The sequence below is a fragment of the Winslowiella toletana genome (assembly GCF_017875465.1).
Lineage (GTDB): Bacteria > Pseudomonadota > Gammaproteobacteria > Enterobacterales > Enterobacteriaceae > Erwinia > Erwinia toletana.
Genome location: NZ_JAGGMQ010000001.1, coordinates 3,641,934 through 3,664,853 on the forward strand (window position 1 = coordinate 3,641,934; position 22,920 = coordinate 3,664,853).

The window sequence follows — 22,920 nt, forward strand, 5'->3', positions numbered from 1 at the left end:
ATGCATGTCACTTTAGAATCTGGAGAAGAAATCATGCCATCTTTCGATATCGTTTCTGAAATCGACATGCAAGAAGTACGCAATGCGGTGGAAAATGCCAACCGTGAGCTGTCCACTCGCTTCGATTTTCGTAATGTTACCGCCAGCTATGAGCTGAATGAGAAAAACGAATCAATCAAAGTTATCAGCGAATCGGATTTCCAGGTTAAACAGCTGGTGGATATTCTGCGTGAAAAGCTGCTGAAGCGTGGCATCGAAGGCGCATCACTTGACGTCGCGGAACAGATTGAGCATAGCGGTAAAACCTGGAGCGTCGAAGCCAAAATGAAGCAGGGCATCGAACCCGAAATGGCGAAAAAAATCGTTAAGCTGATTAAAGATAGCAAAATTAAAGTGCAGCCGCAGATTCAGGGCGAGGAAGTAAGGGTAAATGGTAAGTCACGCGATGACTTGCAGAGTGCGATGGCACTGGTGAAGAAGGGAGAGTTGGGGCAGCCGTTCCAGTTTAAAAATTTCCGCGATTAAGGCAAAGGGCGGCAATAATAATATTGCCGCCCTCCTTCAGGATTACGCCGAGGCCACCAGCGCCTCTAACTCCACGCGATTGGTCACCTTGCTGTCAATCTTCACATAAGCGCTTTTCTCTTCCGGCACGATAAACACCGCACTCACGCCAGGCTGAGCGCGCAGCCGTTGCTCAACTTTTTCAAAGCTGCCCTGTGCTTCCTGCAATGTAATCCGCAGACTGCTGACATAGGGCGGCTCTTTCATACTGAAGCTGACAAATAACCACACCGTCGCCAGCACCGCGCCAAGCAGAAACACGCTCTGTCCATCGAAGTTACCGTACACCCAGCCACCAAGACTGCCGCCAATCGCCACGCCAATAAACTGGCTGGTGGAGTACACCCCCATCGCGGTGCCTTTATAACCGGCAGGTGACTCTTTACTGATCAGGGAAGGCAGAATCGCTTCCATCAGATTAAAGGCGATAAAGAACAGTTGCAGACCCACCACTAAAGTCCAGAAATGACCGCCTGCGCCCCACAGCACAATTTCAGCAATCAGAATCAGCGCCACGCAGCTGATAAATACCCGCTTCATGCGGCGCTTTACTTCGGCGTAGATAATAAACGGGATCACACCGGCAAAGGCTACCAGCATGGTCAGCAAATAGACCTTCCAGTGCTGCTCCGCCGGAAAGCCGGCCTGTTCAAACTGGCCGGGCAGGGCGACAAAGCTCGACATCAGCAGGATATGCAGACAGAGGATGCCGAAGTTAAGTTTCAGCAGGCGCGGATTGGCCAGCACTTCGCGAATACTGGCTTTGACCATACCGGATTCACGGTTTAATACATGATGCGGGGAGGAGGGCACTACCAGCAGGGTAATCACAATGCCCAGCGTCGCCAGCAGCGCAATCATCCAGAACAGCGCATGCAGTCCAAAAGAATGGGTGACAATCGGCCCGATGACCATGGCGATAGCAAAGGTCACGCCGAAACTGATGCCAATAAACGCCATCGCCTTGGTGCGGTTCTGTTCGCGGGTTAAGTCAGACAGCAGCGCCATCACCGCAGCGGCAATCGCACCGGAACCTTGCAATGCGCGGCCAAGAATCACGCCCCAAATCGAGGTGGTACTGGCGGCGATCACACTGCCCAGCACAAACACTAACAAGCCAGCGACAATCAGTGGCTTACGCCCGATACGATCGGAGAGCAGACCAAACGGGATCTGAAACAGCGCCTGCGCCAGACCATAGATGCCAATCGCCAGGCCAATCAGCGTTTCGCTGGCTCCCTGCAACGCCATGCCATAAGTGGTCAGAACCGGCAGCACCATAAACATTCCCAGCATTCGCAGGGAAAAAACCGTTCCCAAACCCCATGTCGCGCGTAGCTCGACCGGAGTCATTTTATTATCGTTCATTACAACCTCAGTGAGAGTCTATACCAACAGGCATTACAAAATGACCTGTTGGTATAGGTTCTTCATTTGCCGACCGTATTTTAAGGTCCTGTGCAGGGCGGGTAAAACATTAAGAGGTAACAAAAAGAAAGGGCGCGATATACCCGGGGGTAATGCGCGCCCTTAGTGATGTCTTTCCGTCGTTACCAGACGTAAGTCAGTAAATCTTTCGAGGCCGGAGCCATAAAATCGACTGACATCATCACGCTAAGAGCCGTGATGGCGACAATTGAGAAGACAAACAGTTTACGCGCCCAGACGCCATCGTTCGATGTCTTGTAACCGCGTAATGCCATTCCCAACCACCACACGCTGACTGCCGCAGCAACCACCAGATATTTGTAACCGGCATAACCGCTCAGCGTCAGCATCAGAGTGGCCACCATAAACGCGATGATATACACCGTGATATGGTGTTTTGCCACTGAGATGCCTTTCACTACCGGCAGTACCGGAATATTGGCTGCCTGGTAATCTTTAAAGCGGAAGATGGCAATCGCATAGGAGTGCGGCATCTGCCACAGGCTAAAGATCGCCAGCAGGATCAATGCACCGGCATCAAACTCATTGGTTACTGCGCAGTAGCCAATAACCGGCGGCGCTGCGCCGGAAAGGCTACCGATCAACGTGCCATACACTGAGTTACGCTTCATATACAGGCTGTATACGCCCACGTAAATCACAAAGCCCATCACCGCCAGCCACATGGCCAGTGGATTAGCGCCAAGGTACAGCAACGCAAAGCCAGCAATACCCAGAACGGTTGCATACACCAGGATTACGGTCGGAGAGATAAGTCCTTTGACCATCACTCGGTTTTTCGTTCTCTCCATTTTTTTGTCGATGTCACGGTCGATAAAGTTGTTGTAAACACAACCCGATGCGACCACCAGCGAAACACCGACCAGGGTGGTGAGAAACAGGGAATAATCGATGCTGCCTTTTGAGGCGAGCAGGAATCCCCCGATGACAGAAATTAAATTTCCGAAAATAATTCCTGGTTTCGTTACTTGCAGGTATTGCTTAATCATCACAGGCGACTCTTTAGTGAACCATCATATTGTAGTTGAGGTTCCACATAATCCATATCGAGCCAACAACAACGATCAGGATAATGAGTGCCGCAAACACAATGGCAACCATATTCCATCCATCTTCAGTTTTTGTGTTCAGATGCAGGAAGTAACCCAGGTGCACCAGCACCTGAACCACAGCACAAATCAGAACCACAGCGAGGATAGTACTGTGGGTCGCCCCACCATCCATTACCATCCAGAACGGGATGCCGGTCAGAATGATCGACAGTACAAAGCCGATCATATAAGACTTCACGCTACCGTGAGCTGCACCATGGTCGTTAACAGAATGACTCATTACATGGCTCCCATCAGATAGACAATGGTAAATACACAGATCCATACCACGTCAAGGAAGTGCCAGAACATGCTCAGACACATGATGCGTGTACGGTTGGTGTCGGTCAGGCCGCGACGGGAAATCTGATACATCAGTACCAGCATCCAGATCAGACCTGAGGTCACGTGCAGACCATGGGTGCCGACCAGCGTAAAGAACGCTGACAGGAAGCCGCTGCGCTGTGGACCAAAACCTTCAACAATCAGGTGATGGAATTCATAGATTTCCATGCCGATAAAGCCAAGACCGAACAGGAAAGTCAGCGCCAGCCAACCGATAACGGTTGATTTGCTGCCTTTACCCATGCTGATCACGGCAAAGCCGTAGGTAATCGAGCTCAGTAACAGCAGGGCGGTTTCAACCAGCACGAATGGCAGTTCAAAAATATCCTTGCCAGCCGGGCCGCCCGCGGTGCTGTTAACCATTACTGCATAGGTCGCAAACAAGGTTGCGAAGATAATGCAGTCACTCATCAGGTAGATCCAGAAGCCAAAGACTTTATTGGCTCCTGCATCGTGATGCCCATGCTCCGCATGGGCGTCGTGGTGTTTCAGAGTTTCAGTTGACATTATTTCAGGCCTGCTTTGGTAATTTCGTCAAAGTGCTGATTCTCGATTTTCTCGACTTCTGCAACCGGTACATAGTAATCAACGTCTTCGTCGAAGCTCTTAATAACCCAGCTCAGGATCATACCGAGGAACGACAGACCGACTAACCACCAGATGTGCCAGATTGCGGCGAAACCAAAGACCAGAGCAAAGAAACCAATTACGACACCCGCGCCGCTGTTCTTCGGCATGTGGATCTCTTCGTAATGTGCTGGCTGCTTGTACGCTTCACCTTTCTCTTTGATCTCCCAGAAAGCATCACGTTCATGAACTTCAGGAATAACCGCAAAGTTATAGAATGGCGGTGGAGAAGAGGTTGCCCACTCCAGCGTACGGCCACCCCACGGGTCACCGGTCACATCACGCAGCTGCTCACGGTCACGTACCGAGACGTAGAACTGAATAATCTGACAAACCACACCACATGCAATCAGCGCCGCACCGAAGGCTGCAACAACCAGCATTGGGTGGAACTGAGGATCGATATCCTGGCTCAGGCGACGGGTCATACCCATAAAGCCCAGTACGTACAGTGGCATAAAGGCGGTGAAGAAGCCGATGATCCAGAACCAGAATGCACGGATACCCCAGGTTTCATTCAGGGTAAAGCCGAATGCTTTCGGGAACCAGTAAGTCACACCAGCGAAACAACCGAAGACCACACCACCGATAATAACGTTATGGAAGTGCGCAATCAGGAACAGACTGTTGTGCAGAACGAAGTCAGCACCTGGAACCGCCAGCAGAACACCGGTCATACCACCCACAGAGAAGGTGACCAGGAAGCCAACAGTCCACAACATAGCAGAGTGCATCTGAATGCGGCCCTGGTACATGGTAAACAGCCAGTTAAAGATTTTAACACCGGTCGGGATGGCGATAATCATCGTCATAATACCGAAGAAGGCGTTAACGTTCGCGCCTGCACCCATGGTGAAGAAGTGGTGCAGCCAGACGATAAAGGACAGCACAGTAATAACTATTGTCGCCCATACCAGCGAGGTGTAACCAAACAGACGTTTTTTAGAGAAGGTTGCAACCACTTCGGAGAACACCCCAAAGACCGGCAGAACCAGAATATACACTTCCGGATGACCCCAAACCCAAATCAGGTTGACGTACATCATCATGTTGCCGCCCATATCATTGGTAAAGAAATGGAAGCCCAGATAACGGTCAAGGGTCAGCAACGCCAGCGTCACGGTCAGAACCGGGAAGGAAGCGATAATCAGAACGTTGGTACAGAGTGATGCCCAGGTAAAGACAGGCATCTTGAACATGGTCATGCCCGGGGCACGCATCTTCAGGATAGTAACGAAGAAGTTAATCCCGGTTAATGTCGTACCAATACCGGATAACTGCAGACTCCATATCCAGTAATCGACCCCGACCCCCGGACTGTATTCCGCCCCGGAGAGTGGTGGGTACGCCAGCCAGCCGGTCTGTGCGAATTCGCCCACACCCAGTGACAGGTTAACCAGAACCACACCGACAGCAGTAAACCAGAAGCTGAGGTTGTTCAGGAACGGGAAGGCCACGTCGCGTGCGCCAATCTGCAGAGGAACAGCGATGTTCATCAGACCGACAACAAACGGCATCGCTACGAAGAAGATCATAATCACGCCGTGGGCGGTAAAGATCTGGTCGTAGTGATGAGGCGGCAGGAATCCGGCCTCGCCTGCCGAAGCAAGCACCTGCTGGCTACGCATCATTACCGCATCGGCAAAGCCGCGCAGCAACATGACGAAAGCCATAATGATATACATGATACCGAGGCGTTTATGGTCAACAGAAGTCAGCCATTCGGTCCACAGGTATTTCCACTTACCGAAGTAAGTGATTGCGCCAGCGACTGCCAGACCACCAAGAATGATGGCGGCAACCGTAATCACGATAATTGGCTCGTGTAACGGTACTGCGTCCAGGGTTAATTTTCCCAACATCGTTTTATTCCTCGGCTCCAGCATGGGATGCTTCGCTCATGTCCATGCCTTCGTGCTCAGACATGTCCATCTTCCCGTGGCTCATCTTGAATTTGCCAATAACTTGCTTGAACAATTCCGGATCAGCGGTAGAGAAGAACTCAACTGGATGGTTTTCGCTAGGTGCAGCGATTTTTTCAAATTCATCCATCGTGGTTAATGTGTTCGGCGACTGTTTCGCTTTCGCTACCCACTGCTCAAAGTCAGCCTGGTTAGCGGTGGCGATGGCTTTAAACTTCATGCCTGAGAAGCCTTTACCACTAAAGTTGGAAGAGATGCCGTCAAACGTGCCAGGTTCATTCGCAATTAAGTGCAGTTTAGTCTGCATACCCGCCATAGCGTAAATCTGGCTACCAAGGGTAGGAATGAAGAAGGAGTTCATGACAGAATTGGAGGTGATCTTAAAGTTCACCGGCGTGTTAGCCGGGAAAGCGATCTGGTTAACAGTTGCAATACCCTGTTCAGGGTAGATAAACAGCCATTTCCAATCCAGCGCCACCACATCGATCTCAATTGGCTTCACATCAGAAGCAATTGGCTTGGCAGGATCCAGCGCGTGGGTTGATTTCCACGTCAGAATGCCAAGGAACACGATGATCAGAACCGGTACAGTCCAGACGACGGCTTCCACTTTATTCGAGTGTGACCAGTTAGGGCTGTATTTTGCCTTGGTGTTGGATGCCCGATATTTCCAGGCGAACACCACAGCCATCAAGACTGCCGGAATAACGACGATCATCATCAAACCGAAAGCGGTCAGTATCAACGAACGTTGCTCCAATGCAACCTGTCCTTTGGGACTTAACAATGCACTATCACAGCCACTTACTAATAAAGTGCCTGCAATTAATGACAAAATCCCCAAACTTTTATTGTATTTCCTGAGTCTCATTTAACGACCTCAATGACAAGGGCTCTATTGTCGTTTAAGTGTGGCGGCATTTTACGGGAAGGTTTCGGCACTGTAAACCAGCTTAAGGTTGTGTCAGGCCGGTGTTGACACCTTTTGCTAAGGGTGTCACAGATGTTACTCAAAATGACAAAATATTAACGAGCACAATGAGTTGACATTAATATAACAGAATTGACCTGGTTTTTCTGAGGAAAAATCGCCGCTGATATAAACAGCGAATACCGGACCCAAATATTTAACAACTCTGCATCATTTGAGAGATATTAATTATACAAAATTAATTACTCACCGGTTTGTAATATCGACCAACAGGCAGGATACTTTATTGTGCTATTTTTTTTTAATTTAACCTGAATCGGGGAAAATTTGCGCTTTGCCGTAAATCAGACTAGCGATAAATCGCGGTTTGCGCAATTTATCGCCAGATAAACATGTTATAGCGCTGATTTGCGCAGCGCGAGGTAGTCGAGCAGCGATCCGACCACGATGCCACACAGCGCCAGCGCCATACCCAGTTCAAACAGCGGCGTCAGCAAACCGCCGCTGTTGATCCAGCCCAGACTACTGATAGCCAGCATCAGCAGCCAGACGCCGAGCAGTGCACAACCTGCAGTCAATGCACGCAGCGCCCAGCGGTAACCGCCTGCCCAGGCGGTGCGCGGCATAAAGCTGTCGGTGTTCTGGGTATATTCCAGCGTGCGTTTACAGCCCGCCAGCAGCAGCAGCCCCGGCAGTGCAGCCACCACCGAAAACGCATAAAACGTCGGCCAGCCCCACAACTCAACAAACCAGCCTGCCGCCGGACCGACATAGACGCGACCGACGGCTGACAGCGCGGAGAGCAGGGCGAACTGGGTGGCGGAGAACGATTTGTTACATAGCGTCATCAGCAGCGCAACAAAGGCTGCGGTGCCCATTCCGCCACACAGGTTTTCAACAAACACCGCGCTGGCCATACTGAGCATCTGCTTGTCGGTGACTGACAGTATCCAGTAACCGAGGTTCGATATCGCCTGCAGCAGGCCAAACAGCATCAGGGCGCGGAACAAGGTCATGCGCTGCATTAACAGGCCGCCCAGCAGCGCACCGACGATAGTCGCAATCAGGCCGAAGGTTTTGTTAATCAGACCGACTTCGCCGGCATCAAAGCCGACGCCGCGAATCAAAAAAGTGGTGGTCAGGCTGGCGGCAAAGGCATCGCCCAGCTTATACAGCACAATTAGCGAGAGAATCAGCCACGCATTATTGCGGTTAAAGAAGTCACGCAGTGGCTCCATTACCGCCTGCTCCAGATTGCGTGGCTTGGGAATGGCGTCGGTCGGTTCTCTGGCGCACAGGGTGGCGATTACCCCCGGTACCATCATCGCCGCCATCAGCCAGTAGGTGGCCTGCCAGCCGAGATAGCGATCGGCCAGCCACAGCGCCAGTCCGCCGGAAACCAGCATCGCCAGCCGGTAGCCTAATACGGTGATCGCTGCGCCGCTGCCTCGTTCTTCCGGTGGCAGCACATCGGTTTTCCACGCATCAAAGACAATATCCTGCGATGCCGAGCAAAATGCCACCAGTACCGCCAGCGCCGCCAGCAGCGTCAGATTGCGCGACGGCTCCATAAAACCCATCGCCACAATGCCGGCGATTAGCAGCAGTTGCGATATCAATAGCCAGCCACGACGACGGCCAAACAACGGCGGCGTGTAGCGATCCATCATCGGCGCCCAGAGAAACTTAAACACGTAAGCCTGGCCAACCAGTGAAAAGAAACCGATGGTTTTCAGATCAACGTTTTCCACCGTCATCCACGCCTGCAGCGTGCCGGAGGTTAAAGCAAGGGGTAATCCAGAGGCGAAACCGAGTAGAAGCAGGAGGAGGGCGTTACGTTGAGCGAAAATGCGCAGGTAATTATTGGCCATAGGTTCCTTGTGGCGATGTACATTATCGGCACGGGCGGCGAGAACGGCGCCCCTACAGGCATCGTAGGGGCGCCGTTTTCGGCTCCCGCCGAACAGATTAACGCGCGTTCTGTTTGATAAAGGCGCTGACGCTGGTATCTTGCGCCATATCGGCAATCACGTCACTCAACGTAGCGTTAACCGCGTTGGTGATTTTGGTGTTGTTAGCGGCAAAAGCACCTTCAACACTGTAGGTCTGACGATAGTTTTTCACCTGCTTATTGCCGTTTTTCGCGGTGGCAATAATCGAGATGTCTGCTTTGGTGGTAATGCTGTAACGCACATTACCCTGGGTCACATCGGCATACAGATTGTTAACTACGATCTGCAGATCGACGGCGCCATCCGGGCCAATCATATAACCACGTGCGCCCATCTGTTTCTCCAGCACTTCCTGCAGCAGAAAGCGCAGGTCACGTGAAGGGGTCAGGGTAACCAGCTGGCCATCGCGATTAACTTTGGCCAGCGCCTGGTCACTGCGCTGGTCGGCACCGTTGATACTCACGGTGACGCCCATCAGACCCGGGTCCTGTTGTGGCAACTGAATTTTTGGTGAAACGTTTAATGTATTGCTGTTGCTTGCACAGCCAGCCAGAATAAAGACGGCCAGCAGCGGAAATAATAATTTTTTTAACATGCTTATTTTCTCGTTCGCCTAAGTTGTGTTGCTGACAAAACTCCGGCCATCATATCATTGGCTGGCGTGGAGGGAAGCCCTGATGGCGCGTAAATTCATCACCTTGCGTTTTTTTCGGACTGACTGAAGGGTGACGCCAGCAGCGCAACGGCAAAGCGCAGCGCGGGAATTGCGACCTGAGAAAAGAACAGCTTAAGAAATTTTCATTGCTAAGCCGCGGGTCGGGGAAAAAACCGGCTATTATTGAAAGAGATGGGGCGCAGCTCGCTGCCGTAGAGGAGTGCAGTTATGATTCGCGGACAAATAGAAGAAAAGTTACGCACGGCGTTCAGTCCGGTACATCTGGAAGTGCATGACGAAAGCTACCGTCACAATGTGCCAGCAGGCTCCGAGAGTCACTTTAAAGTGATTATCGTCAGTGACAGTTTCACGAATCAACGCTTCCTGATGCGACATCGCGCCATTTATGGCGTGCTGGCCGATGAACTGGCGGGCAGTGTGCATGCGCTGGCGCTGCACACCTATACTGTGAAAGAGTGGGAAGGGTTACAGGATACCGTACCCGCCTCGCCAAATTGTCGCGGCGCCGGTACGCTGGCCTGACGGTCAGATGCGGTAACAATCAAAACGGCCTGCGGGCCGTTTTGTCGTTTTTAGTGTTCACCCCACCCTTTGTCGTCGGTAATTTGCGAGTTAAGTCGGAATTTGTCAAAAAGCACCGCATCTGAAGGAGTTTGCGTTCTCGACTCAGTACGGTGATGCCGCTATAATGCTGCGTCTATTTTTCCGGAATGTCTTCGGGACGCTTCTGGTAACAGGGAATGCGGTTCTTACAACAGAGGCCGTCCCGGTTGTCGGAGAGGGCATCAGATCGTCACTGGCGATGGATGCCTTGTCTGAAGTTGACCGAGCACGTGATTTTTTTGAGGTAACAAGATGCAAGTTTCAGTAGAAACCACTCAGGGCCTGGGCCGTCGCGTTACGATTACTGTCGCTGCTGACAGCATCGAGAGCGCTGTTAAAAAAGAGCTGGTCGACGTGGCTAAAAAAGTACGTATCGATGGCTTCCGTAAAGGCAAAGTACCAATGAGCGTCGTTGCACAGCGTTACGGTGCTTCTGTTCGCCAGGACGTACTGGGCGATCTGATGCAGCGCAACTTTGTTGACGCCATCATTAAAGAAAAAATCAGCCCGGCTGGCGCGCCGAAGTATGTGCCAGGCGACTACAAAGTCGGTGAAGACTTCACCTTCACCGTTGAGTTCGAAGTGTATCCAGAAGTCGAACTGAAAGGTCTGGAAGCGATCGAAGTTGAGAAGCCGGTTGTTGAAGTGACCGATGCCGACGTTGATACCATGCTGGACACCCTGCGCAAGCAGCAGGCGACCTGGAAAGAGACCGACGCAGCGGCAACCGCTGAAGATCGCGTTACCGTTGATTTCAGCGGTTCTGTAGACGGTGAAGAGTTCGAAGGCGGCAAAGCGTCTGACTTCGTACTGGCAATGGGCCAGGGTCGTATGATCCCGGGCTTCGAAGAGGGCGTGGTTGGCCACAAAGCGGGCGAAACCTTCACTATCGACGTTAACTTCCCGGAAGATTACCACGCTGAAAACCTGAAAGGGAAAGCAGCGAAGTTTGAAATCGTGCTGAAGAAAGTTGAAGAGCGTGAGCTGCCAGAATTCACCGAAGAGTTTATCAAACGTTTCGGCGTTGAAGATGGTTCGGTTGAAGGCCTGCGTGCTGAAGTGCGTAAAAACATGCAGCGCGAGCTGAAAGGCGCGGTGCGTAACCGTGTGAAAACTCAGGCTATCGACGGTCTGATCAGCGCGAACGAAATCGAAGTGCCGGCTGCACTGGTTGACAGTGAAATCGACGTTCTGCGCCGTCAGGCTGCACAGCGTTTCGGTGGCGATGAGAAACAAGCCCTGGAGCTGCCGCGTGAACTGTTCGAAGAGCAGGCTAAACGTCGCGTAGTGGTTGGTTTGCTGCTGGGCGAAGTGATTCGTACCCATGAGCTGAAAGCTGACGAAGAGCGCGTTAAAACGCTGATCGAAGAGATGGCTTCTGCGTATGAAGATCCGCAGGAAGTGATCGAGTTCTACAGCAAAAACAACGAGCTGATGAACAACATGCGTAATGTTGCTCTGGAAGAACAGGCTGTTGAAGCGGTACTGGAAAAAGCGAAAGTGACTGAAAAAGCCACTGGCTTCCAGGATCTGATGAATCAGACAGCTTCTGCCTGATTGACATCTGACAGTGAGTGCTCAGGCCCGCAATCGTAAGATTGTGGGCCTTTTTGTTTTTTATTTTTCACCAAATATCACCTTTTGGCTGTTATTCGCTTAATTAACCAACGAATTATCGTCTATGCTGTTTTTCCTGGTTAGCGATTGATGAAAACGTTGTTATGCTTGAAAGAGTGGGGCAACATCCCCAGATCCTTTTCTGAGTAACCCGCAATTTTTACGCTGGCTGATTGACCGTCCGGATGGCGTCGGCGAGTGAGACAAGGGAGCATAGAGTTCCCCGGCTCACTCAAGTAGAATCGGTACAGAAGTGTTGCCAAATGAAATTTATCCAGGAGACGGTAATGTCATACAGTGGCGAACGTGAACAAACTGCACCTCATATGGCGTTAGTGCCAATGGTGGTTGAACAAACTTCGCGCGGAGAGCGTTCTTACGACATCTTTTCGCGCCTGCTGAAAGAGCGCATTATTTTCCTTACCGGTCAGGTTGAGGATCATATGGCGAACCTGATTGTGGCGCAGATGCTGTTTCTGGAAGCGGAGAATCCGGAAAAAGACATTCATCTTTATATTAACTCTCCTGGTGGCGTGATTACGGCGGGTATGTCGATTTACGACACCATGAAATTTATCAAGCCGGACGTCAGCACCATCTGTATGGGCCAGGCCTGTTCAATGGGGGCGTTCCTGCTGACCGCTGGCGCGAAAGGCAAGCGTTACTGTCTGCCTAATTCCCGTGTGATGATTCACCAGCCATTGGGCGGTTATCAGGGTCAGGCGACCGATATTGAAATTCATGCGCGTGAGATCCTGAAAGTGAAAGGGCGTATGAACGAACTGATGGCTTTCCATACGGGCAAAACTCTTGAAGAAATAGAAAGAGACACGGAACGCGATCGTTTCCTCTCCGCGAGCGAAGCTGTAGAGTATGGTTTAGTCGATTCCGTACTGACGCATCGCGAATAAGGCTTAAGGCCAGTGGTCGATAAGCTATAGTTAGTGAGACGCTGGTCAAGAGTTGCAATAAACGAGGGCAGTGCAAGGCGCTGCCATCGCCGCAAAACCTGCGGACCAGGATAAAGAGAAGAGGTTAACTGATGACAGATAAGCGCAAAGACGGTTCAGGAAAGCTGCTGTACTGCTCTTTTTGCGGCAAAAGCCAGCATGAAGTGCGTAAGCTGATTGCCGGGCCGTCAGTGTATATCTGCGATGAGTGTGTCGATCTGTGTAACGACATCATTCGCGAAGAGATTAAAGAAGTGGCCCCGCATCGCGAGCGCAGTGCTCTGCCTACGCCGCACGAAATCCGCCATCACCTTGACGATTATGTTATCGGTCAGGAGAAGGCGAAAAAGGTGCTGGCGGTTGCGGTCTATAACCACTACAAGCGCCTGCGCAATGGCGATACCAGCAACGGTATTGAGCTGGGCAAAAGTAATATCCTGCTGATCGGTCCGACCGGTAGCGGTAAAACGCTGCTGGCTGAAACCTTAGCGCGTCTGTTAGATGTGCCATTTACCATGGCCGACGCCACTACCCTGACTGAAGCCGGTTATGTGGGTGAAGACGTTGAAAACATTATCCAGAAACTGTTGCAGAAATGTGATTATGACGTGCAGAAAGCCCAGCGCGGCATCGTCTACATTGATGAAATTGATAAAATCTCACGTAAATCCGACAACCCGTCGATTACGCGCGATGTTTCCGGTGAAGGCGTGCAGCAGGCGTTACTGAAACTGATTGAAGGCACGGTTGCCGCAGTGCCGCCACAGGGCGGTCGCAAACATCCACAGCAGGAGTTCCTGCAAGTGGATACCTCGAAGATTCTGTTTATCTGTGGCGGTGCATTCGCTGGCCTGGATAAAGTGATCTCGCAGCGTGTGGAAACTGGCTCCGGTATTGGTTTTGGCGCCACAGTGAAAGGCAAGTCGCAGAAAGCCAGCGAAGGCCAGCTGTTAGAGCAGGTGGAACCGGAAGATTTGATCAAGTTCGGTCTGATTCCTGAATTTATTGGTCGTCTGCCCGTGGTGGCGACGCTGAATGAGTTAAGCGAAGAAGCGCTGATTCAGATTCTGCGTGAGCCGAAGAACGCCCTGACCAAGCAGTATCAGGCGCTGTTCAATCTGGAAGGTGTGGAGCTGGAGTTCCGTGACGAAGCGTTAACGGCAATTGCCAAAAAAGCGATGTCGCGTAAAACCGGTGCGCGCGGACTGCGTTCGATCGTCGAAGGTGCGTTGCTGAACACCATGTACGATCTGCCTTCAATGGACGACGTTGAGAAAGTTGTGATTGATGAGTCGGTAATCGATGAACAAACCGATCCAATGTTGATTTATGGTAAGCACGAAGCGCAACAGGCTTCTGGCGAATAAATAACCAAGTCAATCCAGTCAGTTATATAAAAAGGGGAAAATTCTTTCCCCTTTTGTTTTTCTCTCGCGCTTTACATTGAATGTCAGACATTCATCCCCATATACTCAGATACCTGTGGGTCGACTGCACTTTCACTGCACTATGCGGTTCCCATCACCCTGGCGGACATTAAACAAAGAGAGAGCTCTATGAATCCTGAGCGTTCTGAACGCATTGAAATCCCTGTGTTGCCGTTGCGTGACGTAGTGGTTTATCCGCACATGGTAATTCCGTTGTTTGTTGGTCGGGAAAAATCGATTCGGTGCTTAGAAGCCGCCATGGATCATGATAAAAAGATCATGCTGGTTGCACAGAAAGAGGCTTCAACGGATGAACCTGGCATCAACGATCTCTTCTCGGTAGGGACTGTTGCATCAATCCTGCAAATGCTGAAATTGCCTGATGGCACGGTAAAAGTGCTGGTCGAAGGCTTACAACGTGCGCATATCACTACGCTGGCAGATAACGGCGACCACTTTACTGCGCAGGCGGAATATCTGGTTTCTCCGGAAATCGAAGAGCGCGAGCAGGAAGTGCTGGTGCGTACGGCAATCAATCAGTTTGAAGGCTACATCAAACTGAACAAAAAGATTCCACCGGAAGTGCTGACGTCGCTGAACAGTATTGACGACGCCGCACGGCTGGCCGATACCGTGGCGGCGCATATGCCATTGAAGCTGGCTGATAAGCAGTCAGTGCTGGAGATGTCCGACGTCAATGAGCGTCTGGAATATCTGATGGCGATGATGGAGTCTGAAATTGACCTGTTGCAGGTGGAAAAACGCATTCGCAACCGCGTCAAAAAGCAGATGGAAAAGAGCCAGCGCGAGTACTATCTGAATGAGCAAATGAAAGCGATTCAGAAAGAACTGGGCGAAATGGACGATGCGCCGGACGAAAATGAAGCGCTGAAGCGTAAAATCGATGCGGCGAAAATGCCGAAAGAAGCGCGTGAAAAAACCGAAGCGGAACTGCAGAAGCTGAAAATGATGTCGCCGATGTCAGCAGAAGCCACGGTGGTGCGCGGTTATATCGACTGGATGGTGCAGGTGCCGTGGAATGCGCGCAGCAAGGTGAAAAAAGACCTTGTGAAAGCGCAGGAGACGCTGGATACCGACCACTTTGGTCTGGAGCGCGTCAAAGACCGCATCCTGGAATATTTAGCCGTACAGAGCCGCGTCAGCAAAATCAAAGGCCCGATTCTGTGCCTGGTGGGACCTCCGGGGGTGGGTAAAACTTCACTCGGTCAGTCAATCGCCAAAGCCACCGGACGCAAATATGTGCGTATGGCGCTGGGCGGCGTGCGTGATGAAGCGGAAATCCGTGGTCACCGTCGCACCTATATCGGCTCAATGCCGGGCAAGCTGATCCAGAAAATGGCGAAAGTTGGCGTAAAAAACCCGCTGTTCCTGCTGGATGAGATCGACAAAATGTCATCCGATATGCGTGGCGATCCGGCTTCGGCATTACTGGAAGTGCTGGATCCGGAACAGAATATCGCGTTTAACGATCACTATCTGGAAGTGGATTACGATCTTTCGGATGTGATGTTTGTCGCGACGTCTAACTCGATGAACATCCCGGCGCCGCTGCTGGATCGTATGGAAGTGATTCGTCTTTCCGGTTATACCGAAGATGAAAAACTGAATATCGCCAAACAGCACCTGCTGCAGAAGCAAATTGAGCGTAACGCGCTGAAGCCGCATGAAATTTCGGTAGAGGATAGCGCGATTATTGGCATTATCCGCTACTACACGCGTGAAGCGGGTGTGCGTAGTCTGGAACGTGAACTGTCTAAGCTGTGCCGCAAGGCGGTGAAATCGCTGTTGATGGATAAAACCGTCAAACATATCGCGATTAATGGCGACAACCTGAAGGATTTCCTCGGCGTTCAGCGCTTTGACTATGGTCGTGCGGAAAACGAAAACCGTGTCGGTCAGGTTACCGGTCTGGCGTGGACTGAAGTGGGCGGCGAGCTGCTGACCATTGAAACCGCCTGTGTGCCGGGTAAAGGCAAGCTGACCTACACCGGTTCTCTGGGTGAAGTGATGCAGGAATCCATCCAGGCGGCGTTAACCGTGGTGCGCGCGCGCGCGGAGAAGCTGGGCATCAATGCTGACTTCTACGAAAAGCGTGATATTCATGTGCATGTGCCGGAAGGCGCGACGCCGAAAGATGGTCCGAGCGCCGGTATTGCAATGTGTACCGCGCTGGTCTCCTGTCTGACCGGTAACCCGGTGCGCGCCGATGTGGCGATGACCGGTGAAATCACCTTGCGTGGCCAGGTTCTGCCAATCGGTGGTTTAAAAGAAAAACTGCTGGCAGCACACCGTGGTGGTATCAAAACGGTGTTAATTCCTGATGAAAATAAACGTGATCTGGAAGAGATTCCTGACAACGTGATTGCCGATCTGAAGATTCATCCGGTGAAGCGCATTGAGGAAGTTCTGGCGCTGGCGCTGCAAAATGCCCCTTACGGCATGCAGGTTGCCACCGCAAAATAGTGATTTTTGGCAAAAATAGTTAAAAAGTGCGGCTGGCAAGTCAAATGGGACTTGCCAGCTTTTTTTTGTGTCGCTAATTTAGAGGGCTGGCCGAGGGTGCGACGTTAACGATTAAACGTTGTTTCGGCCCATCAGGCTTGATATAACTTGCTGCGCGTTCGTACAGGGCCCGGATGCTCGGGTACGATGTGAATAATAAAGAGGGGATGAATAGAGTGAATAAGTCACAGTTGATCGACAAAATTGCTGCGAATGCTGATATTTCTAAAGCAGCGGCTGGACGTGTATTAGATGCTTTTATGGTTTCAGTTTCCGATTCTCTGAAAGCAGGTGATGAAGTTGCGCTGGTTGGTTTTGGTACTTTCTCCGTACGTGAGCGTTCTGAGCGTACTGGCCGTAACCCACAGACTGGTAAAGAAATTACCATTCCAGCGGGTAAAGTACCTGGTTTCCGCGCCGGTAAAGCGCTGAAAGACGCGGTAAACTAAGAGTGGTTAAGCCTCCACTGAAGCATTTTCTTCGGTGGATTGAGGACTGACAAAGCGTTCTCATGTAACATACCGGGCACATCAGGCAAATGATGTGCCTTTTTTTATCGTTACTGGTGACAAACGCCGTATGCGCGTGTCAAAAAAAAGGCCGAAGCTGCGGGCCTGAAATGCAGCTGCGTAACACGGCCGCGAGGATGCGGGCGCAAGCGTAAGGTTTACATTCACACTACATACAGCGGAGTGTTGGCATACCATGATGGACAATTTACGCGCGGCGTCGAACCATGTCGTGCTCAAAATTATTTTGGGTTTGATTATCCTGTCATTCGTGCTGACCGGTGTCGGCGACTTTTTAATTGGTGGAAACGGCGATTACGCCGCCAAGGTTAACGGACAGGAAATCAGCCGGGCGCAATTAGAGCGTGCGTTCGCCAGTGAGCGTGGCCGCCAGCAGCAGATGCTGGGCGATCAGTTCTCGCAACTGGCCGGTAACGAAGGTTACCTGCAGCAGATGCGTCAGCAGGCGCTGTCACAGCTGGTGGATGAAGTATTACTCGATCAGTACGCGAAAGAGCTGAAGCTGGGCATCAGCGACGAGCAGATCAAACAGGCGATCTTCACCCAGCCGGCGTTCCAGACCGACGGCAAATTCGACAATACAAAATACCTGAGCCTGATTGGCAATATGGGCTTCTCTGCCGATCAGTACGCTGAAGCGCTGCGTAAGCAGCTGACCACCCAACAGCTGGTCACCGCAATTGCCGGTACTGATTTTATGCTGGGCAGCGAATCGGACTCGTTAGCGGCGCTGGTTTCGCAGCAACGTTTAGTTCGCACTGCAACTATCGATGTTAATCAGCTGGCAGCAAAGCAGCAGGTGAGCGACGAAGAGAGCAAAAACTACTACCAGCAGAATCAAAACAGCTTTATGGCGCCGGAGCAGTTCCGTGTCAGCTATATCAAGCTGGATGCGGCAAACATGCAGGAATCGGCCAGCGACAGCGAGATCCAGAGCTGGTATGACGAGCACAAAGCCGACTACGGTCAGCCGCAGCGTAACCGTTACAGCATCATTCAGACTAAAACCGAAGCGGAAGCGCAGGCGATTGTTGATGAGCTGAAAAAAGGCGGCGACTTTGCCGCGCTGGCAAAAGCGAAATCTGCTGATCCTATCTCTGCACGCAAGGGCGGTGATATGGGCTGGCTGGAACCTTCTACTACGCCTGATGAACTGAAAGAGGCTAATCTGACCAGCAAAGGCCAGCTTTCCGGCGTGATCAAATCTTCCGTTGGTTTCCTGGTGGTGCGTCTTGACGATATCCAGCCAGATCAGGTTAAGCCGTTGACGGAAGTGCGTGATGCTATCGCTGATAAAGTGAAGCAGGAAAAAGGCATCGATGCTTATTACAAACTGCAGCAGAAAGTCAGTGATGCGGCGAGTAATGACAACGAATCGCTGGCCAGCGCTGAAGAGGCTGCAGGCGTAAAAGCGGTTGAAACCGGCTGGTTCAGCCGTGACAACCTGCCCGCTGAGCTGAACTTTAAGCCGGTACAGGACGCGATTTTCAACGGTGGTTTAATCGGTGAAAACGGCGCGCCGGGCAGCAACTCCGATATTATTACCGTCGAGGGTGACCGTGCCTTTATCGTGCGCGTCAGCGCGCATAAAGCTGAAGCAGTGAAGCCTTATGCTGAGGTTCAGGCGCAGATCGTCGATACCATTAAGCACAACAAAGCGGAAAAACAGGCGAAAGCCGATGCGGATAAAATCATTGCCGAGCTGAAAGCAGGCAAAGAGGACGCATTTAAAGCCGCGGGTCTGAGCTTTGGTGAGGTGAAAACGCTGACGCGTAATGGTCAGGATGCGATCACACAGGCGGCGTTTGCCTTGCCACAACCGGCGAAAGATAAAGCCGTTTACGGTGTCAGTGAGGATATGCAGGGCAATGTAGTGCTGCTGTCACTGGATAAAGTGCAGGCGGGCACCATGCCAGAGCAGCAGAAGCAGGCGATGGTGAAGGGGATTACCCAGAACAATGCGCAAATTGCGTTTGAAGCATTGCTGAGCAACCTGCGTAAAGAGGCCAAAATCAAGTATGGCAACGCGGCGCAGCAGTAATCTGTCTCGCAATTAATCTGCAATCTGATGCAACTCTGAAGGCCGCTTACGCGGCCTTTTCCATTTTTGTCTTTTGCCATTTGTTTCTCCCGCCCCAACGCGCGTAAGTTATCCGTGCTGTCACAACATGGAGGAACAACAGCATGATTAAAAAACGACGTAACGCTATGATTCTCGCGCTGATACTGGGAGCAGGCGCACTGTCGCCCACTTTTGCCGCCGAGTCTCAGAGTGCGCTGGCCGAACCCAAAACGCTGACTGATAATAACGCTGATGCAGCCAGTGAACAGGGGACAGTCAGTATTAACCGCGCCAGTGCGGAAGAGCTGGCTGCGGCGATGAATGGCGTAGGCCTTAAGAAAGCCGAGTCGATAGTCAGTTATCGCGAAAAGTATGGTCCGTTTAGCGACGTCGAGCAGCTGAAGGAAGTACCGGGGATCGGCAGCGCGCTGGTGGAGCGTAACGCCGCGCGCCTGAAACTGTGATCGCAATCGCAAGCAGGCTTTTTGCCAGTGGTCGCGTGCTGGCAGGCTGCTAACCTGTTCAGGTCATACCAGTGGGTATGGCCTTTTCGTCTTTCACGCAAACATGATTGAGGAAACCAGCCTGTGCAGACAACAATTAAGGTTCGTGGCTACCATCTGGATGTTTATCAACATGTGAATAATGCCCGCTATCTCGAATTCCTTGAAGAGGCGCGCTGGGACTGGCTGGAACGAAAACAGGCATTTGCATGGATGGCAGATCAACAGATGGGATTTGTGGTGGTTAATGTCAATATTAACTATCGCCGTCCGGCGGTGCTGGGCGACGTGCTGACCATCGATAGTCAGTTACAGCAGCTGAGTGGCAAAAGCGGCGTACTGAGTCAGAATGTGTTACTGGCAGATGGCACAGTAGTCGCGGATGCGCTGCTGACCTTTGTTTGTGTTCACCTGCCATCGCAAAAAGTTCTGCCGCTGGAGGGGGAATTAAAGCAGCAACTGGAATCGCTGCTTTAAGCCATGCTGCTGCACGGCGCAGGGCAACGCTTACGCCAGACCAGTTTTCGCCAGCATGCTGGCCATCACGCTGGCGGCATGATCCTGATAATCACTTAATCCACGGGCGCGCAGATGGCAGGCGGCACATTCGCCACAGCCGTCACCTTTAATACCGTTATAGCAGGTCAGGGTCTGCTGACGTATCAGCGGCAGCTGCTGCCAGTAATCGGCCAGCGCCCAGGTTTCCGCTTTATTCAGCCACATCAGCGGCGTTTCAAAACGCACCTTGCGCGCCATGCCCAGCTCAATGGCGTGATTCAGCGCTTTAACAAACTCATCGCGGCAGTCCGGGTAGCCGGAGAAGTCAGTTTCACAGACGCCGGTGATCACCGCTTCCGCTTCGACCTGATAAGCATAAATCGACGCCAGCGTCAGAAACAGGATATTGCGCCCCGGGACAAAGGTGCTGGGTAAACCGCTGGCGCTGGCATCGAAAGCTGGTACCGGAATGTTATCGCGCGTCAGGCTGCTGACTGCCAGCTCATTTAGCAGGGTCACATCCAGCACCTTATGCGCGCGGGCGCCCAGCTGTTGTGACAGTGCTTGTGCAACGTCGATCTCTTCGCGATGGCGCTGGCCGTAATCGAAAGTGACGCAGTGTACTTCGTCATACTGCTGAAGAGCCTGAATCAAACAGGTTGTAGAGTCCTGTCCACCGCTAAAAACCACCACTGCACGTTTCATATATCGCCTTCCTTAATGTTTCAGATATCACCCTGCAGGGGCGGCGTTCACGCTGCCCGCGCCAATGGTTTGCCGCCGTGCCTGCTGCAATACGGAAGCCGTTAACGGCTCCCCTACGTCCGGGGGGGCCTATACTACTGTTTACGACCGCTTCACTCAATCACCACCGGAGGCGGCACCCAGGCGCGGGTAAAATCAAACCAGCCCGACGCATTCAGGTATATACCTTCCACGCCAGGCGGCGCGCTAATCTGATAGCGATAATTAAACAGCGGAGTAATCACCGCATCGTTCATCAGTTGCCGGAAACACTGCTGCAAGCCGACAAAACGTACCTGCTCCTGTGGCTCAGCCTGAATCTGGCGCAGATCGGCCATAAGCCGCTGATAGCCTGCGGCAGAAAGAAGGGTGGACCACAGAGGATCAAGGCGCAGCCAGCTTTCGAGGATAAATTCCGGCGCGTCACCAATCAGCCGGTCACCCATTACTAAATCAGCCTGCGCCAGACCGGCATAATCCTGCCAGTTTTTGGCGTGATGAAAATGCAGTTGCAGCTGGCAGTTATGGCTGGCCAGCAGCTCCTGCAGCTTGTGCGCCATCGCATCCAGCTCTACCGGTAAATGATAGTGCAGACTGAGCCGGTCGGGCAGGGCGATATCATCCCCGGCAGACCAGTCGGGCAGTGGCCAGCCGGGCAGCATCTCGCGACTCGGAGTAATCAGTCCCTCTTCGATCGGCAACTGCGCGATAATTTCCGCCTGCTGAATCAGCTTCATCAGTTTTGCCGCCTGCGCCGCATTGAGCGCGCGCTGCTGATTAATCGCCAGATAACAGAAGCCAAGGCTGGTGCTTTTACTGACCGGCCGCAGCAGCGGCAGCTCATCCAGCGCGCCAATCGCAATCTGTACCGGATGGCTACAGCTGGTTCCCAGCTGGCTGTCAAACAGTTGCGGTGTGATCCAGTATTCAATTGCCTGCATCAGCGGGTGTTGCAGATGATACCAGCCGTGGCTCTCAATCCGCACCAGCGTCGGGCTAAAGTGGCTTAACCTGTAAGGACCCGCCCCCAGTTTTTCATCCAGCGGATGCGGCAGCAGGCAAAATACAGTGGCCAGACGATGTGCCAGCCAGTTGTCGGCGGTATGCAATTCAAAGCGCAGACAGAGCGCGTGCGCCAGTGACACCGACTTGACGCTGGCCAGCAGTTTGCTGCCGATGGTGCTGGCAAGAATCTTTTGCAGCCGCTGTTGCAGCTGAACCGCAGTAATCGCTTCGCCATTGTGCCAGTGCAGCTGCGGACGCAAAAAGAAGAACCACTCCAGCTGGTTATCACTGCATACCCAATGATGCGCCAGATCGGCAACCACCTGATTGTGCTGAAAACGGGTCAGACCGGCATACACATGGTGGCAGAGATGCTGCTCCGCGCGGCCACTCAGGGTCAGCGGCTGTAAGGCATCCAGCGTGCGATAGTAAGGAATACGCAGGGTTGGGGCGTTATTCAGCCACTGTCCGCCCATAAAGGGCTGCAACAGCTGGCTTAGCTGCTCTGGCGCCAGCTGCACCAGTTGCAGAGCATGCTGCGGCTGTCCGCGATCAAGTTGCTGCTGCAACAGCTCGCTGCGCAGATGATCCGGCGTTTGTAAAAAGCGCAGAGCGCCGCGCTTGCCACGTCCGGACTCTGCGCGCCAGTCGAGCCATTGCGCCTGTTGCCACTGACCAAGCAGAGTACGCATATGGCGCTCACTACAGAAGCAGCGTTCGGCCATTTCGGCGACGCTGGTTTGTTGTGGAACACCGCCACTGTGCTGCCACAGGCGGGCAAACTGGTTAAGGCGATTAAGCTGGCGCATAGTTAAACCCGGAATGGTTTTCACAAAGTATTCACTATTAGTTCCGCAATTACCAGGTGATACTCGACTCTCATACTTTCATCACTGCCAGG

Annotated in this window: 20 protein-coding genes; 10 read left to right on the forward strand and 10 right to left on the reverse strand. The window is 52.2% G+C overall.

Annotated elements, in window-relative coordinates:
* Positions 1–33: 33 nt before the first annotated feature.
* The gene (locus J2125_RS16945; protein ID WP_017800927.1) at positions 34–525 is read left to right on the forward strand and encodes a YajQ family cyclic di-GMP-binding protein; all 492 of its coding nucleotides are present in this window, start codon (positions 34–36) and stop codon (positions 523–525) included.
* A 42-nt stretch (positions 526–567) separates the two neighbouring features.
* Here J2125_RS16945 and J2125_RS16950 read toward each other — a convergent pair whose 3' ends face one another.
* The 8 genes from J2125_RS16950 to J2125_RS16985 all read right to left on the reverse strand — a co-directional run bounded on the left by J2125_RS16950 (position 568) and on the right by J2125_RS16985 (position 9,476).
* Positions 568–1,932: an MFS transporter gene (locus J2125_RS16950; protein ID WP_026111670.1), complete on the reverse strand. Its 1,365-nt coding sequence runs from the start codon at positions 1,930–1,932 to the stop codon at positions 568–570.
* A 182-nt stretch (positions 1,933–2,114) separates the two neighbouring features.
* Entirely contained in the window at positions 2,115–3,002 is an 888-nt protein-coding gene (gene cyoE / locus J2125_RS16955; RefSeq protein ID WP_017800929.1) for a heme o synthase, read from the reverse strand.
* 13 nt (positions 3,003–3,015) lie between these two features.
* Entirely contained in the window at positions 3,016–3,345 is a 330-nt protein-coding gene (locus J2125_RS16960; protein WP_026111671.1) for a cytochrome o ubiquinol oxidase subunit IV, read from the reverse strand.
* Entirely contained in the window at positions 3,345–3,956 is a 612-nt protein-coding gene (locus J2125_RS16965) for a cytochrome o ubiquinol oxidase subunit III (protein ID WP_017800931.1), read from the reverse strand. Before J2125_RS16965 ends, J2125_RS16960 begins: the two co-directional genes overlap by 1 nt.
* Positions 3,956–5,938, reverse strand: coding sequence for a cytochrome o ubiquinol oxidase subunit I (gene cyoB, locus J2125_RS16970; protein WP_017800932.1), 1,983 nt, complete (start codon positions 5,936–5,938; stop codon positions 3,956–3,958). Before cyoB ends, J2125_RS16965 begins: the two co-directional genes overlap by 1 nt.
* A 4-nt stretch (positions 5,939–5,942) precedes the next feature.
* Positions 5,943–6,869 (reverse strand): cytochrome o ubiquinol oxidase subunit II, encoded by a 927-nt coding sequence (gene cyoA / locus J2125_RS16975; protein WP_026111672.1) that lies wholly within the window; start codon positions 6,867–6,869, stop codon positions 5,943–5,945.
* A 455-nt stretch (positions 6,870–7,324) separates the two neighbouring features.
* Positions 7,325–8,800 carry a muropeptide MFS transporter AmpG gene (ampG, locus tag J2125_RS16980; protein ID WP_209499510.1) on the reverse strand — a complete coding sequence of 492 codons (1,476 nt, stop codon included), beginning with the start codon at positions 8,798–8,800 and terminating at the stop codon, positions 7,325–7,327.
* 97 nt (positions 8,801–8,897) lie between these two features.
* Positions 8,898–9,476, reverse strand: a complete 579-nt coding sequence (locus tag J2125_RS16985; RefSeq protein WP_017800935.1) for a lipoprotein — start codon at positions 9,474–9,476, stop codon at positions 8,898–8,900.
* A gap of 288 nt (positions 9,477–9,764) precedes the next feature.
* Here J2125_RS16985 and bolA point away from each other — a divergent pair, with 288 nt between their 5' ends.
* The 9 genes from bolA (at position 9,765) to J2125_RS17030 (ending at position 20,249) form a co-directional block, all read left to right on the forward strand.
* On the forward strand, positions 9,765–10,079 hold the full coding sequence (gene bolA / locus J2125_RS16990; protein ID WP_017800936.1) for a transcriptional regulator BolA: 315 nt from the start codon (positions 9,765–9,767) through the stop codon (positions 10,077–10,079).
* A gap of 333 nt (positions 10,080–10,412) precedes the next feature.
* On the forward strand, positions 10,413–11,717 hold the full coding sequence (tig, locus tag J2125_RS16995) for a trigger factor (RefSeq protein WP_017800937.1): 1,305 nt from the start codon (positions 10,413–10,415) through the stop codon (positions 11,715–11,717).
* A gap of 347 nt (positions 11,718–12,064) precedes the next feature.
* Positions 12,065–12,688 (forward strand): ATP-dependent Clp endopeptidase proteolytic subunit ClpP, encoded by a 624-nt coding sequence (gene clpP, locus J2125_RS17000; protein WP_017800938.1) that lies wholly within the window; start codon positions 12,065–12,067, stop codon positions 12,686–12,688.
* A gap of 131 nt (positions 12,689–12,819) precedes the next feature.
* Positions 12,820–14,094: an ATP-dependent protease ATP-binding subunit ClpX gene (gene clpX / locus J2125_RS17005; RefSeq protein ID WP_017800939.1), complete on the forward strand. Its 1,275-nt coding sequence runs from the start codon at positions 12,820–12,822 to the stop codon at positions 14,092–14,094.
* Positions 14,095–14,283: 189 nt separating this feature from the next.
* The gene (gene lon / locus J2125_RS17010; RefSeq protein ID WP_017800940.1) at positions 14,284–16,638 is read left to right on the forward strand and encodes an endopeptidase La; all 2,355 of its coding nucleotides are present in this window, start codon (positions 14,284–14,286) and stop codon (positions 16,636–16,638) included.
* Between the two features lie 215 nt (positions 16,639–16,853).
* Complete coding sequence (gene hupB / locus J2125_RS17015) at positions 16,854–17,126, forward strand: nucleoid-associated protein HU-beta (RefSeq protein ID WP_026111673.1); 273 nt, start codon at positions 16,854–16,856, stop codon at positions 17,124–17,126.
* A 256-nt stretch (positions 17,127–17,382) separates the two neighbouring features.
* On the forward strand, positions 17,383–19,248 hold the full coding sequence (gene ppiD / locus J2125_RS17020) for a peptidylprolyl isomerase (RefSeq protein WP_017800942.1): 1,866 nt from the start codon (positions 17,383–17,385) through the stop codon (positions 19,246–19,248).
* Between the two features lie 143 nt (positions 19,249–19,391).
* Complete coding sequence (locus J2125_RS17025) at positions 19,392–19,733, forward strand: ComEA family DNA-binding protein (RefSeq protein WP_017800943.1); 342 nt, start codon at positions 19,392–19,394, stop codon at positions 19,731–19,733.
* Positions 19,734–19,856: 123 nt separating this feature from the next.
* Positions 19,857–20,249: an acyl-CoA thioesterase gene (locus J2125_RS17030; RefSeq protein WP_017800944.1), complete on the forward strand. Its 393-nt coding sequence runs from the start codon at positions 19,857–19,859 to the stop codon at positions 20,247–20,249.
* Between the two features lie 30 nt (positions 20,250–20,279).
* On the opposite strand, the gene queC is transcribed toward J2125_RS17030, so the two are convergent.
* Positions 20,280–20,975, reverse strand: coding sequence for a 7-cyano-7-deazaguanine synthase QueC (gene queC, locus J2125_RS17035; RefSeq protein WP_017800945.1), 696 nt, complete (start codon positions 20,973–20,975; stop codon positions 20,280–20,282).
* Between the two features lie 152 nt (positions 20,976–21,127).
* On the reverse strand, positions 21,128–22,828 hold the full coding sequence (locus J2125_RS17040; RefSeq protein ID WP_017800946.1) for an SgrR family transcriptional regulator: 1,701 nt from the start codon (positions 22,826–22,828) through the stop codon (positions 21,128–21,130).
* Positions 22,829–22,920 lie beyond the last annotated feature (92 nt).

What these genes read in the sequence shown, in the direction of transcription:
- lon (WP_017800940.1), top strand. Translation starts at nt 14,284, where the DNA reads ATGAATCCTGAGCGTTCTGAACGCATTGAAATCCCTGTGTTGCCGTTG.
- tig (WP_017800937.1), top strand. Translation starts at nt 10,413, where the DNA reads ATGCAAGTTTCAGTAGAAACCACTCAGGGCCTGGGCCGTCGCGTTACG.
- cyoA (WP_026111672.1), bottom strand. Translation starts at nt 6,869, where the DNA reads ATGAGACTCAGGAAATACAATAAAAGTTTGGGGATTTTGTCATTAATT.
- cyoB (WP_017800932.1), bottom strand. Translation starts at nt 5,938, where the DNA reads ATGTTGGGAAAATTAACCCTGGACGCAGTACCGTTACACGAGCCAATT.
- J2125_RS17040 (WP_017800946.1), bottom strand. Translation starts at nt 22,828, where the DNA reads ATGCGCCAGCTTAATCGCCTTAACCAGTTTGCCCGCCTGTGGCAGCAC.
- J2125_RS17025 (WP_017800943.1), top strand. Translation starts at nt 19,392, where the DNA reads ATGATTAAAAAACGACGTAACGCTATGATTCTCGCGCTGATACTGGGA.
- bolA (WP_017800936.1), top strand. Translation starts at nt 9,765, where the DNA reads ATGATTCGCGGACAAATAGAAGAAAAGTTACGCACGGCGTTCAGTCCG.
- ppiD (WP_017800942.1), top strand. Translation starts at nt 17,383, where the DNA reads ATGATGGACAATTTACGCGCGGCGTCGAACCATGTCGTGCTCAAAATT.
- clpX (WP_017800939.1), top strand. Translation starts at nt 12,820, where the DNA reads ATGACAGATAAGCGCAAAGACGGTTCAGGAAAGCTGCTGTACTGCTCT.
- J2125_RS16950 (WP_026111670.1), bottom strand. Translation starts at nt 1,932, where the DNA reads ATGAACGATAATAAAATGACTCCGGTCGAGCTACGCGCGACATGGGGT.
- J2125_RS16985 (WP_017800935.1), bottom strand. Translation starts at nt 9,476, where the DNA reads ATGTTAAAAAAATTATTATTTCCGCTGCTGGCCGTCTTTATTCTGGCT.
- J2125_RS16965 (WP_017800931.1), bottom strand. Translation starts at nt 3,956, where the DNA reads ATGTCAACTGAAACTCTGAAACACCACGACGCCCATGCGGAGCATGGG.
- J2125_RS16960 (WP_026111671.1), bottom strand. Translation starts at nt 3,345, where the DNA reads ATGAGTCATTCTGTTAACGACCATGGTGCAGCTCACGGTAGCGTGAAG.
- J2125_RS16945 (WP_017800927.1), top strand. Translation starts at nt 34, where the DNA reads ATGCCATCTTTCGATATCGTTTCTGAAATCGACATGCAAGAAGTACGC.
- cyoE (WP_017800929.1), bottom strand. Translation starts at nt 3,002, where the DNA reads ATGATTAAGCAATACCTGCAAGTAACGAAACCAGGAATTATTTTCGGA.
- queC (WP_017800945.1), bottom strand. Translation starts at nt 20,975, where the DNA reads ATGAAACGTGCAGTGGTGGTTTTTAGCGGTGGACAGGACTCTACAACC.
- ampG (WP_209499510.1), bottom strand. Translation starts at nt 8,800, where the DNA reads ATGGCCAATAATTACCTGCGCATTTTCGCTCAACGTAACGCCCTCCTC.
- clpP (WP_017800938.1), top strand. Translation starts at nt 12,065, where the DNA reads ATGTCATACAGTGGCGAACGTGAACAAACTGCACCTCATATGGCGTTA.